The 12603-nt window shown below is 55.6% G+C and carries 13 protein-coding genes; 1 reads left to right on the forward strand and 12 read right to left on the reverse strand.

Annotation, left to right across the window (positions count from 1 at the left end):
• Positions 1–42: 42 nt before the first annotated feature.
• The 10 genes from CI070_RS12580 to rplU form a co-directional block, all read right to left on the reverse strand.
• Entirely contained in the window at positions 43–1110 is a 1068-nt protein-coding gene (locus CI070_RS12580; protein ID WP_094136925.1) for a hypothetical protein, read from the reverse strand.
• 102 nt (positions 1111–1212) lie between these two features.
• Positions 1213–2562 carry an adenosylmethionine--8-amino-7-oxononanoate transaminase gene (gene bioA / locus CI070_RS12585; protein ID WP_094136926.1) on the reverse strand — a complete coding sequence of 450 codons (1350 nt, stop codon included), beginning with the start codon at positions 2560–2562 and terminating at the stop codon, positions 1213–1215.
• 28 nt (positions 2563–2590) lie between these two features.
• The gene (gene bioB / locus CI070_RS12590; protein ID WP_094136927.1) at positions 2591–3556 is read right to left on the reverse strand and encodes a biotin synthase BioB; all 966 of its coding nucleotides are present in this window, start codon (positions 3554–3556) and stop codon (positions 2591–2593) included.
• 92 nt (positions 3557–3648) lie between these two features.
• Positions 3649–5142, reverse strand: a complete 1494-nt coding sequence (locus CI070_RS12595) for an arylsulfatase (RefSeq protein ID WP_094136928.1) — start codon at positions 5140–5142, stop codon at positions 3649–3651.
• A gap of 818 nt (positions 5143–5960) precedes the next feature.
• The gene (locus tag CI070_RS12605; protein WP_094136930.1) at positions 5961–7214 is read right to left on the reverse strand and encodes a SufB/SufD family protein; all 1254 of its coding nucleotides are present in this window, start codon (positions 7212–7214) and stop codon (positions 5961–5963) included.
• A gap of 11 nt (positions 7215–7225) precedes the next feature.
• Positions 7226–8662, reverse strand: a complete 1437-nt coding sequence (sufB, locus tag CI070_RS12610) for a Fe-S cluster assembly protein SufB (protein WP_094136931.1) — start codon at positions 8660–8662, stop codon at positions 7226–7228.
• Between the two features lie 23 nt (positions 8663–8685).
• A complete protein-coding gene (gene sufC / locus CI070_RS12615) occupies positions 8686–9444 on the reverse strand; it encodes a Fe-S cluster assembly ATPase SufC (RefSeq protein WP_022198500.1) in 759 nt (252 codons plus the stop codon).
• 15 nt (positions 9445–9459) lie between these two features.
• Positions 9460–9900: a Fur family transcriptional regulator gene (locus tag CI070_RS12620; protein ID WP_031930286.1), complete on the reverse strand. Its 441-nt coding sequence runs from the start codon at positions 9898–9900 to the stop codon at positions 9460–9462.
• A gap of 155 nt (positions 9901–10055) precedes the next feature.
• Positions 10056–10319, reverse strand: a complete 264-nt coding sequence (gene rpmA, locus CI070_RS12625; protein ID WP_012419538.1) for a 50S ribosomal protein L27 — start codon at positions 10317–10319, stop codon at positions 10056–10058.
• Between the two features lie 26 nt (positions 10320–10345).
• Positions 10346–10663, reverse strand: a complete 318-nt coding sequence (gene rplU, locus CI070_RS12630; protein WP_094136932.1) for a 50S ribosomal protein L21 — start codon at positions 10661–10663, stop codon at positions 10346–10348.
• A gap of 127 nt (positions 10664–10790) precedes the next feature.
• On the opposite strand from rplU, the gene tsaE reads away from it, so the two are divergent.
• A complete protein-coding gene (gene tsaE / locus CI070_RS12635) occupies positions 10791–11201 on the forward strand; it encodes a tRNA (adenosine(37)-N6)-threonylcarbamoyltransferase complex ATPase subunit type 1 TsaE (RefSeq protein ID WP_233461160.1) in 411 nt (136 codons plus the stop codon).
• Positions 11202–11209: 8 nt separating this feature from the next.
• Here the strand turns inward: tsaE and CI070_RS12640 are convergent, their stop codons facing one another.
• On the reverse strand, positions 11210–12028 hold the full coding sequence (locus tag CI070_RS12640) for an alpha/beta hydrolase (protein ID WP_012419535.1): 819 nt from the start codon (positions 12026–12028) through the stop codon (positions 11210–11212).
• The gene (locus tag CI070_RS12645; protein WP_094136934.1) at positions 12025–12492 is read right to left on the reverse strand and encodes a hypothetical protein; all 468 of its coding nucleotides are present in this window, start codon (positions 12490–12492) and stop codon (positions 12025–12027) included. The genes CI070_RS12640 and CI070_RS12645 overlap by 4 nt, the downstream gene beginning before the upstream one ends.
• Between the last annotated feature and the right edge of the window lie 111 nt (positions 12493–12603).

Consider the following 12603-nt stretch of genomic DNA (forward strand, 5'->3'; position numbering starts at 1 on the left):
ACGGGGGATGAAAGGAGGGAGGTTGGGGCTTGGCGACGGTTTTTAGAAGCGCGGGACGCCCGGCATGCGTCTGTTCATGCGCTCTTCGCGGAGTTTTGCCTGTTCCGCGGGGGAAAGAAGCAGAAATTCCAGATCGCGGATGGCGCGCTGTTTTTCAGAAGGCTCCTTGATGCTGGAAATCAGGCTTTTCATTTTTTCAAGGGCCGCTACCTGGTCACCGAGTTCAAAGCAGGCTTTTTCCCGGTCCCACTGCCTTTTGGTCAGGAAAGCGGCTTTTTCCGCTTCCGCCGTTTTCTTATCGCTGGCGGAGTTGTTTTGAAGCAGAGTCGCTTCCAGGGCGATGCGTTTGTTCCAGAGCTTCCGGAAATTTTCCACATCTTTTTTCTCCTTATAGGGAACCAGCAGCACGCGGTCAAAGATGGTGTTGAGGTCCATCAGGTTGTCCGGCAGGGTTTCCGAACGGTAGTCCCCAATGTTCAGGTAAGTGCGGATGACTTCGCTGGCTCCGCCTACCATGGGAAGCTGTTCGCCTACGTCCTTGGCGTTGGCGGCTACTTCATCCAGCATGGAGAGGACGCTGGAGGAAACGTTGAGTTCTCGCTCGTTTTTTTCCGCATCCGCTTTTCTCAGGCAAAGCAGCATCCATTTGCACTGGATTTGAAGGGCCTTTTTAAAACCGGGGGCCACGTTGTTTCCCGTGTTCTGCTTGCGCCAGTTGGAGAAGGCGGTGCTGGGGCTGTCAGGCTTGCTGCTGTTGCCTCCCTTCCCTCCGGAACCCGGCATGCGCATCATCCGGAAGCCTCCACCCCGGTTCAGCATGCGGGACATCATGCTGGTGGGGTTTAAGAAACGGTCCTTCATGGCGTCCACGTAAAGTTTCATGGCGGCGTTTTCCGTGCTGGTGGCTGCGGTAAGGGCGGCCACGGCCTTCTGGATGCGGGAAGAACTGGTGTTCAGGTAGCCGGCTTTGACTTCCTTCAGCCATTCGGAAGCCTCCTTTCTTGCGGAATCGGTAAGCATTTCCTGAGCCTGGCAGAAACAGGACCCCAGGAGGAGAAGCATCAGCGCGGAAAGCGCCGGACGTTTGCGGAGCGGGATGAAATGTGTCATGGCGGTATAAGATTACAGGGTACTTTTACAAACCCCCCTTTTTTAATAAAGTTGCATTTTTCCTTTAAAAAAGGAAGCATATATTATTACCGGGGCGGCAGCTCAGCCCAGCACCTTGCGGATGCAGGAAGCGCAGATGGATACGGCTTCCTCCATTTCCTCCGGAGAAATAACGAGGGGGGGATTGAAATACAGGACGTCGCCCAGGGGGCGGAGCAGCAGTCCCCGTTTAAGGGCTTCCCTGTAAATCCGGTATCCCATCCGTTGTTCGGACGGAAAGCTTTTTTTGGTTTCCCTGTTTTCCACCAGTTCAATGGCGTTCACCAGTCCCAGGCTGCGTATTTCCCCCACGTGGGGATGATCCCCCAGGGCTTCCATGATCATCTGGCGGAAAAGAGGGGCCTTTTCCTGCGCCCGGGGAATGATTTGTTCCTCGTCCAGGACCTTCAGCACGGCGAGAGCGGCGGAGCACCCCAGCGGATTGCCGGAATAGGTATGGCTGTGCATGAACGCTTTTCCTTCCCTGTAGTCCGCATAAAAGGCGTCGTAAATTTTCTGCGTGGTGATGGTGATGGACATGGGCATATAACCGCCCGTGAGCCCTTTGGAGACGCACATGATGTCCGGGGAAACGCCGGCCTGGTCACAGGCGAACATGCTCCCCGTACGGCCAAAACCGGTGGCGATTTCATCCGCGATGAGGTGCACGTTGTAGGCGTCGCACAGGGAGCGCAGTTTCGCCAGATAGGCGGGAGGGTACATCCGCATGCCCGCGGAGCCCTGGAGCAGGGGTTCCACCAGCAGGGCTGCGCATTCGTCTCCATGGCGCGCAAAGGCTTCCTGTGCCGCGTCAATGCATTCCGCCTGGCAGCAGCCGCGTTTGTTCCCCTTGGGGCAGCGGTAGCAATCCGGGGCGGGAATGCGCACGATGTCCAGCAGAAGAGGCCTGTAAAGTTCCGAGTACAGGTCCAGGCCTCCTGCGGAGAGGGCTCCCAGGGTTTCTCCGTGATAGGCGTCGCTCAGGGACATGAAACGTACTTTCTGGCGGTTTCCGGTCTGGTAGTGGTATTGGAAACTCATTTTCATCGCGGATTCGATGGATGCCGAACCGTTATCGGAGAAATTGAATTTGCAGAGCCCCCGCGGAATTTTCTTCATCAGTTCTTCACACAGGGTGATAGCCGGCCTGTGCGAGAAGTTGGCGAAGATGACATGCTCCAGGGAATCAAGCTGTTCCTTGATGGCGCGGTTGATTTTGGGGTGGGAGTGGCCCAGCAGGTTGCACCACCAGGAGCTGACCACGTCCAGATAGCGTTTCCCGTCCACATCATACAGGCTGACGCCTTTCCCGTGGTCGATCACGATAGGAGGCAGCGTTTCGTAATCCTTCATCTGGGAACAGGGATGCCAGATGTATTCCAGATCTTTTTTTGACCAGTCGGAGTGGTTCATGGCAAAAGTCGCGGAAGTGGGGCGGATTTTATTTCATGCGGACTTCATATCCCAGTTCCGCCAGCATGGCCAGGTCTTCCCGGATGGTGACGCCGGCGGTGGTGAGCATGTCTCCGGAGATGGCGGCATTCGCTCCGGACATGAAGATTTTCCTGCCGTGGTCCTTCATGGTGTTCCTTCCGGCGGCGATGCGGACGAAGCCGTCCGGCATGATGAACCGCACCAGGGCCACGATGCGCAGCTGCTCTTCTTCTCCCAGAGGAGTCATGTCCTCGTACGGCGTTCCGGGAATGGGGGTCAGAAAGTTGACGGGCATGGATTTGATGCCCAGCGCGGCAATGTCCATGTACATGTCTATCCGGTCCTCCATGGTTTCTCCAAGCCCCATGATGCCGCCGCTGCAAACTTCCAGCCCGGCTTCCAGCGCCCATTTGATGGTTTGCAGTTTGTCGTCGTACGTATGGGTGGTGCAAACGTTTGGAAAATTGCGGCGGGAGGTTTCCAGGTTATTGTGGTAGCGTGAAACGCCCGCGGCTTTCAACTGCTCGCAGTGCTTCTTGGAAATAAGGCCGTGGGAGGCGCAGAGAGAGATGCCGCAATGTTCGGCGATGTGCCGGTAACTGGCGCAGAGCCGGTCCACGTCTTCATCCGTCAGCCTCTTGCCGGAGGTGACGATGGAGTAACGCAGAATGCCGCGTTCGTCATTGTACCTGGCCCCCGCCAGGAGGGCTTCATCACTTAAAAGGGGATATTCCTCCACTGCCGTGGAGTAGTGGGCGGACTGGGCGCAGTATTTGCAGTTTTCCGAACATTTGCCGCTGCGGCCGTTGATGATGGTGCAGAGGTCGAAGATATTCCCGCAGAAATGTTCCCGGATGGCGTTGGCCGCCTGGCACAACTCTTCCAGCGGTTCCCGGCTGAGGGCTATCAATTCTTCTCTGGAGCAGGAACCGCCCCCGAGAACCCTGGAAAGGAGGGAAGATGTCAGACTCATGCGTGAAAGACTAATCCCGGAGCCGTTCGCGTCAAGGGCAGAATGGCGGCGGAGGCGGATCGTAGGGCCTTCTTTCCCGCTTTCTTGTTCGGCTATTGTTCCGGGGCCCTGTAACGCAGGGCCTGGAATCCGGGGGCGGGTTGGTATTCCCTGTCCAGAATGGCGATGGCTCTGTTGATCAGGTCACGGTTTTCTGCGGCGATATTATTTTTCTCTGCGGGGTCTTTCACGATATCGTACACTTCCCAGTTGTCCGGTTTTTTACCGGGAAACAGGTTGCGGCGGATGACTTTCTTGGAGTCGAAACGGACGGCTACCTGGCCGCCGTAGCCTCCTCCTGCCCAAACCAGGGGTTTCCTGTCATGCAGGGCGGATTTTTTGCCCAGAAGGACAGGGGAGAGGTCCGTTCCCAGCGGGGAACCTGCATCCGCCCCCGTCAGAGCGCACAGCGTAGGCATCACGTCCGCATGGAAGGCCGGCTGGGCAATGGTTTTTCCCGGAGCTATTTTCCCAGGCCAGCGGATAATGCCGGGGACACGTATGCCGCCTTCATAAAGCTGTCCTTTCAACCCTTTGAGATCGGCTACGGAGTTGAAAAAACGGTGGTCCACCCCTCCTGCATCATGGGTGGTGCCGTTGTCACTGGTAAAAATGACGATGGTGTTTTTGTCCAGGCCGCAGGCTTTCAGCGTGTCCAGCAGGCGTCCCACGTTGTGGTCCATCTGGGAAATCATGCCTGCATAGGCGGCCCGGGGGCGGGGATGGGGCAGATAGCCCCGGTTGCCGCGGTAGGGGGATTTGTCCCATTCGCGGGGATAGCGGTCAATCCATTCCTGGAGAGGCTGCATGGCCACATGGGGTTCCAGCGGGGCGTAATACAGGAAAAACGGTTGTTTGCCATGGGCCTTTTCCCTCACAAATTCCAGCATTTTATCCGCAATAAGATCGGAACTGTGCTGTTCCGCGCGGTAGGTGTCCGCCAGAACTTCCCCTTTGGGCTGGGAACCGTGTCCGATGGTGGCGGCTGTCTGGGAAGTGTTGAGAACTTCTTTCTTTCCGTTATTCCAGAGGTATGGAGGATAGTAGGTGTGGCAGGCTTTCTGGTCCGTGTAGCCATAGAACCTGTCCACGCCGTGTTTGTCCGGCGCTCCGGTGGAGCCGAAATCCCCAATACCCCATTTACCGAATACCGCTGTGGCGTAACCGGCTTTTTTCATGGCTTCCGGCAGAGTGTAGGTTTTTTCTTCGATAGGCCAGTCTCCTTTGAGGTCGCGCCAGTTTTCGCCCGCGTCCACGCGTTTCAAATCCTGTACGTCGCAGCTGCCCGTATGCTTGCCCGTCATCAGCACGTTGCGGGAGGGGGAACAAACCGGAGCCCCGGAATAGAAATAAACCCATCGCTGTCCTTCGGATGCCAGCCTGTCAATGTTCGGGGTTTTAATTTTTTTCTGGCCGTAGCAGCCCACTTCCGCCCAGCCAAGATCATCCGCATTGATGAGGACCACATTGGGCCGTGCCGCTTCCGCCACAGACAGCATCAGCAGGGAAAAGGCGGCGGAGAGAGTGATGTTGTAAAAGGTGACCATACGATAATAATAACGGAGGAACACTCTCCCCTGTTTCAAAAAACAGTTTCGCTTTCCTTGCCGGATGAGAGGCTCACATGGCGAACCTGCCGGTTTCCTTTTATTTCGGATTACTTATTTATTCACGCTGTTCCTGTTTGTTCTGGTTCTTATCATCCCCGCCAGATTTTTTGATGCATTGCTCAAGATGCTGAACCGGAAATTCAGAATGAAAATAGTTCCTGGTGAAGCGTTTTTCAATGAAACACGCTCTTCCTTGAGGAGGGAGGGCGGATTTACAATCCGGAGTCAAACTGTAACTCTAAGAGAAAAGAACTTGCAGATCTTGACGGGTGGATTCTGGTTCAGGAAACGGGAAATTTCTTCTTGCTGGAAAATCCCTTGTACCGTGGACGCTATTTCGTCCGCGCCCAAGGGGAAGAAAATCATTTTTCCCCTGTTGTTCCGGATTGGAGAACGAATAATAAAATCCATGTTACCGTGCCGCCAGGAACAAAGGAATTGTCTGTGCTTGAGAGCTATTCCAGGGGATGGAGCGCCCGCACCGGGAAGGGGGAAGAGCTTCCTTTATCCAGTACTGAGCGTTATTCCATTCTTGTTTCTGTCCCGGATTCGGAGCAGCAGACGGAAATCCTCCTTCAGTACCATACGCCTTACCGTGAATGGTATTACAGCATGATGGGGGGAACGGCCCTGTTTTTGCTTGTGACAGTTTTCTTGCAGCGGCGCATGAATGCCAGGACGGGAAAGAGGGGATAGGGAGGACCTTTTCTCCGCCTTTTTTGTTTTCATGAAATTTTGTTTTCATGAAATAGCGGTCAGGGCAGGATAAGGCTTTCTACCGCGGCACGTATGGTCTCATCGCCAAATTGGTCCAAGGCATGTTTCAGGAAGCCCTGGGCAATCATGCTGCGCGCCGTCTGCTCCGGAATTCCCCGTGAAAGCAGGTAGAAGATTTCTTCCGGAGAAATGGAGGATGTGGCGGAACCGTGCGAACACTGCACTCTGTCCGCCAGGATTTCCAGGCCGGGAATGGAGTTGGCTTCCGCCCTGGGGCTGAGAATGAGATTGCGGTTGCTTTGATAGGCGCTGGTGTCATGCGCCCCCTCCGCCACCAGGATCATGCCGCTGAAAATGCTGCTGGCTTCGTCGTCAAGCACGTTGGCGTAAAGCAGGTTGCTGGAGGCTCCGCGGTAAAGGTGCTTCTGGCAGGTTCTCTGGTCCAGCTTCTTGTTTTCCTTGAGATGGTTGGCGGAAAGCAGACGGACTCCTGCGCCGTCTCCGTTCAGGATGCAGACCGTCTCCTGCCTGGCCCATGCCGCGCCGGGATGGCTGACGAGATGTTCCATTTCCGCGGAATCATCCGCCATCATATGGGAAAGCTCCACGGCACGGGAACGGCTGTTAAGTTCCTGAACCAGCGCGTATTTGACAGATGACGCGGAGGAAAGATGGTACTGCTGGAGCGCTCCGCAGAATTGGCGGCCATGGTCTGCGCTAATGTGGCGTTCCAGAATACGCAGACGGCTTCCGGTTTCCGCAATGAGCAGCGTGGAGGGAAAAACGGCCACGTTATCTCCGGAAATGAAGTGGAGTATTTCCAGAGGGAGGGAGATTTCCCTGTCCGCCATAATAACCAGCCCGTTGTGCTGGAGGGCCGTCGCCAATGCCGACAGTTTTTCGGAACCGAGCGTTTCCGTCTCTGTTTCCAGGTATTTCCGGGCGGTGTCCGGGCATTGCAGCACAAAGTCTTCCATATCCATTACGGAAAGACCTTCCGGCAGTTCTTCCGGGATGGAAACGGGGATTCCGTTGGCGTAGACAATGCGGAGGGCCTCCGGCATGGAGGCACGTTCCCTGATGATGGGGGCCAAGGTTTCCGGATCTGCAGGAGGAGCCGCTTCCACATGTTCCAGGGATTCGTTGCCGGGGGCGCCGAAACGCCAGGATTCCATATGGCGGGAAGGTCCCGGAAGCTGTTCCGCCTGCTCCAGGGCATGGCGGCGCCGGGCTTCAAACCATGCGGGAAGAATGCCTGCGGGGAATTGTTCTTCGTTAAGCAAATGATCCATTATTTCCCTCCTTATCCGATGCTGTCTTCCATTTCCAGATCAATGAGCCTGCGCAGCTCCACAGAGTATTCCATGGGGAATTCCTGAACGAGGTCGTTAATGAATCCATTGACGGCCAGGGACATCGCCGCAGCTTTCGGAATGCCCCGCTGCTGCATGTAAAAAAGCATTTCTTCGGAGACCTGGGAGACGGACGCCTCATGCTGCACCGTGCCTCCATCCCCTTTTACCGTGATGGCGGGGTAGGTGTCCGTACGGCTGTTGGCCGCCAGAAGAAGGGCGTCGCATTCCGTGTTGTTTTTGCAACCCTTGAGCCCTTTGCCCATGATTACCTGGCCCCGGTAGCTGGCGCGCCCTTCGCCGATGCTGATGGATTTGGAAACGATGTTGGACGTAGTGTCGTCCGCCGCATGGATCATTTTGGCCCCCGTATCTTGATGCTGGCCCGTGTTTGCCAGGGCGATGGAGATGACTTCCCCGCGCGCGCGCCTGCCCTTGAGCACCACAGCCGGGTATTTCATGGTGAGGCCGGAGCCAATGTTGCAGTCTATCCAGCGGATTTCCGCATCTTCCATGGCAAGGCCGCGTTTGGTGACCATGTTGAAGACATTGGAGGACCAGTTTTGCACGGTGACGTACTGAATTTTCGCTCCCTTGAGCGCGACCAGCTCCACAACGGCGGAGTGGAGGGTGGAAGTTTCAAACTGGGGCGCCGTGCATCCTTCCATGTACATGAGTTCCGCTCCTTCGTCCGCAATGATGAGAGTTCGTTCGAACTGCCCGAAATTTTCCGAGTTGATGCGGAAGTAGGCCTGGAGAGGATGTTTAAGTTTAACCCCTTTGGGCACGTAAATAAAGGAACCTCCGGAAAATACCGCGCTGTTCAGGGCGGAGAATTTGTTGTCTCCCGTGGGAATGACTTTTCCAAACCAGGGGCGGAAGACGTCTTCATGGTGTTTCAGGCCTTCCGTGGAGTTGACGAAGATAACGCCCTGGCTGCGGAGTTCCTCCTTCATGTTGGAGTAGGCGGATTCGGAGTCGTACTGGGCTTCCACGCCCGCCAGAAACTGGCGTTCCTGTTCCGGAACGCCCAGGCGTTCGAAGGTGCGCTTTACATCCTCCGGCACGTCGTCCCAGCTTCGTTTGGGCCGTTCTCCGTCGGAGAGGTAGTAGCGGATTTGGGAGAAGTCTATTTTTTTAATATCCGGAGAAGCCCAGTGGGTGGGCATGGGCTTGCTTTCAAAAACGGCAAGCGCGTTTTTGCGGAACTGGCGCACCCATTCCGGGTCGTCCTTGACGTCGCAGATGTAGTCAATGGTGGCCTCCATCAGGCCGTATCCGGCATCAAATTTATGGCGTTCCGGGAAGGAGAAGTTCCCCTTGCTCCGGTCGAAGTCAAACAGGTTCTGTGTGTTCCCGTTCTCTGACATGTCAGGTGTATCGCTCATGATTGATTGCCGGATTGGCGGCGTTATGCCTTTTCCGCTGTTTCCGCTTCTTTCAGGAACTCGTATCCCCTGCTTTCCAGTTCGTCCACCAGTTCTCCGCCTCCGGTCCGGACAATCCGCCCGTCAGCCAGCACGTGGACCACATCCGGCCTGATGTAGTCCAGCAGGCGTTTGTAGTGGGTGATGACCAGGAAGCTCCGGAAAGGGGAACGCATGGAGTTGACTCCTTCCGAGACAATGCGGAGGGCATCTATGTCCAGGCCGGAATCCGTTTCGTCCAGAATGGCATAGAGGGGATCCAGGAGAAGCATTTGCAGCACTTCATTGCGCTTTTTCTCTCCCCCGGAGAAACCTTCGTTAACGGCGCGTGACGTGAATTTGCGGGCCATGCCGAGCTGGTCCATTTTTGCATAGAGCGTTTTGTAGAAGGTGACCGCATCCAGTTCCTCCCCATGGGGCATGCGGGCCTGCATGGCCGCACGAAGGAAGTTGGCGTTGGAAACGCCGGGAACTTCCATGGGGTACTGGAATGCCAGGAAGAGTCCCGCCCTGCTGCGTTCGTCAATGCTCATGTCCAGCAGGTTCTGTCCGTCCAGCCAGGCTTCCCCCTCCGTTACCTCATAGTCCGGATGTCCGCAAAGAACTTTGGATAAAGTGCTTTTCCCGGAGCCGTTGGGCCCCATGATCGCATGCACCTCTCCCTTGGGAATTTCCAGATTGATGCCTTTAAGTATTTCCGTGCCTTGCACGTTGGCGTGCAAATTTTTAATGACCAGACTCATAATGATGAAAGAGAGTTAGCCCTGCGGCGTGGTGATGGAACCCCTCAGGGTGATTTGGGCTTCTTCCACGCACACGTCGTCGGGCAAGTTAATGAATTCCTTCAGGTCCACGCCTTCCTTGATGGTGATGTCGTAAATGCGTCCGGTCCGGGTGTCCTGGAAGTGTCCGTGCTCAACGAGATTGGGACAGAAACGGGAAGAACTGCGTTCAAAGTTGACCTGATTGACCAGGCCGTGGTTCACCAGCGCCTCCAGGCAGTTATAAACGGTGGCCAGGGAGATGCTGGGGAGTTTTTTGCGTACCCGCTGGTAAACTTCATTGGCTGTTGGATGATCCCTTTGTTCCAGAAGAACCTGATAGACTTCCTGCCTTTGCTTGGTAAGCCTCAACCCGGAAATGACCGGCAGGGTAGAGGCGGTGCGGACGGCCTGCTTGGAATCTGTTTTGGGATTCATATCTTATTTTTCATGCTCTGCGTGGATAGTGGGGGAGGGGCAATTGTTTTGCAAGAACAATTCCTGTTATTTATTGGAGCGCGGAGAAGGACAGAAAAAGGGGCGGTCATCCCTGTGGATGGCCGCCCCTGCAGGGAGATAGAGTAATCCGTATTTTAGTTGGCGGCTTCAGATCCTTCCGGAGCCACATTGACGCGGCGGCCTTCGCGGTCAAAGAACACGCGGCCGTCCACCAGGGAGAAGATGGTGTAGTCACGACCCATGCCTACGCCCTTGCCGGGGTGCCACTTGGTGCCGCGCTGGCGGATGATGATGTTGCCCGCGATCACTTCCTGTCCGCCGAATTTTTTAACGCCGAGGCGCTTGCTGCGGGAGTCGCGACCGTTCTTGACAGAACCTTGACCTTTCTTGTGAGCCATAAGATAATAAAAATTAAGGGTTGAAATTAGGCGTTGATAGCAGTGATTTCCAGCTTCGTCATGGCGCGGCGGGAACCTTTTTTCTTGTGGAAGCCCTTGCGGCGCTTAAATTTGAAAGCGATGATCTTTTTGCCGCGGAACTGGCTGACCACCTTGGCGGAGACCGTAGCTCCTTCCACCATGGGGGCGCCGACGGTCACTTTTCCGTCATTTTCCACCATAAGCACCTGATCGAAGCTTGCTTCGGCCCCCTCTTCGAGGGTATTGATGCATTCAACGTCGATCACGTCGCCCGTCTGGACGCGGTACTGCTTGCCACCTGTTTTGAAAATTGCGTATGCCATTGCTATCACTGTTAAGGTTCGCCCGCAAATGCGGGAGCCGCAATAAACCATATGACTTTATTTTAGACAAGCAAAATTTCATGGAAAAATGAGCGAATGGCATAAAATTTTTAGAAACGGCCCCGTTTTGACTCATTCCCCGGAGGAAATGAGGGAGCTGGGGAGGCAAATAGGTAAAATTTTAATGCCCGGCGAAATTCTGGGCGTGGTGGGTGAGCTGGGGGCCGGAAAGACGCACCTGACCCAGGGCATTATGGAGGGGCTGGGGAGTTCCGAGGCGGCTGCCAGCCCGACATTTTCCCTGGTGCATGAGCATGCTGACGGACGCCTGCCGGCATGCCATTTTGATTTTTACCGGCTGAAGGATGAGTCCGAGCTGATTGGCATAGGGTGGGAAGAGTATCTGGACGGAGAGACTGTGCTCATTGTCGAATGGGCCAACCTGTTTCCGGAAGCGCTGCCGGAAGAAACCTCATGGCTGCTGCTGGAACATGAAGGAAGCTGCCTGCGCCGCGTGTCTCTGGCTCCTGCGGAATAAAACGGAGATCAGTACCCGATGCTTTGAGAAAACGCTTTATCAAAGCCGGGGCTGAGCCAGATGGTATTATGCATGGCTCCGGGGAATTCCTGGTAACTGACCGGTACGGAGAAACAGTCCCGGAGCCGTTTGGCGTGGTGCGGAGGAATGACTTCATCCGCTCCCGCAGCCAGGATGCTGACAGGGCAGGCGACTTTGGGCGCGGCCAGGTCTGACCGGAAGTGGTCCGGAAGGAGAAGCCTGACGGGCAGGTATGGGAAGAGACCGCGGGCAGTTTCCAGAAGGCTGTCAAAAGGGACCAGCAGCACCAGTTTTTTCACGTGTCTGACGGAGGCTACCTGGGTAGCGACTCCGGAACCGAGGCTTTGCCCGACCAGGATGACGTCGTCCGGCGTTCTTCCGGTTTCCTTCAGCACGGAGTCAAGAATAGCCAGGGAGTCTCCCATGATATCCTGTTCCGTAGGAGAGCCGGTGCTGAGCCCGTACCCGCGGTAATTGACCAGGAGCTTGGCATGGGGAAAACGGTCCAGGTAGGGAAGCATCATGGAAATATCCATGGCGTTCCCTCCGTAATATACCAGGAGGGGCTGCCCCTTTTTTTCAATAAGCCATCCGCTGAGTTTGGCCCCATTATGGTGGAAGGTGCGCCGATGCGGTTCCCAGGCGGCACGTTTTTCCAGATACGCGGTTTTGTCCTTGGGTTGGGGCGGCAGGTACACCAGGGAACGGACGGAACACTGGACGCATGCCAGAGCCAGAACCCCGGCAAGCAGAAGTGCGCACGGGATTTTCCATGTTCCCGTTTTCAGTATTCTCAGAAGATTCATGGGACGTTTTTTTCCGTGGTCATGGCTCCGGCTGTCCCGGAACGGAGCAGGGCTGTGCCCCGTTCCTGGCAGCTCCAGCCATTCAGGAAGGCCGTTTTTTCATTCGCGTCCGGGCGGCGTACGTCATTCAGGAGTATTTCCCGGGAGGCTGTTTTGAAATGCAGCTCCGCGGAAGCCGCTCCCTGGCAGTATGTTACTGTAGCCGTTTCCGGAACCCCTCCTGCGATTTCCAAAGTTCCTCTGCCGTCCCCCAGCGAATGGTAAAAAAGAGTCATGCCGGAATGGGGATGCCGGATTTCCCGTTCGGAAACGGGTTCGCTTTCCCCTTCCAGGACAATCGCCGTTCTGCTGCCGTTGGGGAACCATTCCGCCTGGACGTTATCCGTTTCAAGCGTGGCGCCTCCGCGCCCGCAGGCGGAAAGAGCCGGCAGGATGCCGGGCAGTAGGAAGAATGCTGATCGCATGGAGACAGTGTCCCTGAATTCGGTATGGAAGGCAATCTCTCTTTTTCTCTGATGGAAGCTTCTGGACGATCCATATTTTTTCTGATAGAAGGAATACGGGAACGGAGTATA

This window comes from Akkermansia muciniphila (assembly GCF_900184965.1).
GTDB lineage: Bacteria > Verrucomicrobiota > Verrucomicrobiia > Verrucomicrobiales > Akkermansiaceae > Akkermansia > Akkermansia muciniphila_A.

Coding starts and splice junctions, on each gene's coding strand:
- bioA (WP_094136926.1), bottom strand. CDS start 2,562: ATGAACCACTCCGACTGGTCAAAAAAAGATCTGGAATACATCTGGCAT.
- CI070_RS12645 (WP_094136934.1), bottom strand. CDS start 12,492: ATGCGATCAGCATTCTTCCTACTGCCCGGCATCCTGCCGGCTCTTTCC.
- sufB (WP_094136931.1), bottom strand. CDS start 8,662: ATGAGCGATACACCTGACATGTCAGAGAACGGGAACACACAGAACCTG.
- rplU (WP_094136932.1), bottom strand. CDS start 10,663: ATGGCATACGCAATTTTCAAAACAGGTGGCAAGCAGTACCGCGTCCAG.
- CI070_RS12620 (WP_031930286.1), bottom strand. CDS start 9,900: ATGAATCCCAAAACAGATTCCAAGCAGGCCGTCCGCACCGCCTCTACC.
- rpmA (WP_012419538.1), bottom strand. CDS start 10,319: ATGGCTCACAAGAAAGGTCAAGGTTCTGTCAAGAACGGTCGCGACTCC.
- CI070_RS12640 (WP_012419535.1), bottom strand. CDS start 12,028: ATGAATCTTCTGAGAATACTGAAAACGGGAACATGGAAAATCCCGTGC.
- CI070_RS12580 (WP_094136925.1), bottom strand. CDS start 1,110: ATGACACATTTCATCCCGCTCCGCAAACGTCCGGCGCTTTCCGCGCTG.
- sufC (WP_022198500.1), bottom strand. CDS start 9,444: ATGAGTCTGGTCATTAAAAATTTGCACGCCAACGTGCAAGGCACGGAA.
- CI070_RS12605 (WP_094136930.1), bottom strand. CDS start 7,214: ATGGATCATTTGCTTAACGAAGAACAATTCCCCGCAGGCATTCTTCCC.
- bioB (WP_094136927.1), bottom strand. CDS start 3,556: ATGAGTCTGACATCTTCCCTCCTTTCCAGGGTTCTCGGGGGCGGTTCC.
- CI070_RS12595 (WP_094136928.1), bottom strand. CDS start 5,142: ATGGTCACCTTTTACAACATCACTCTCTCCGCCGCCTTTTCCCTGCTG.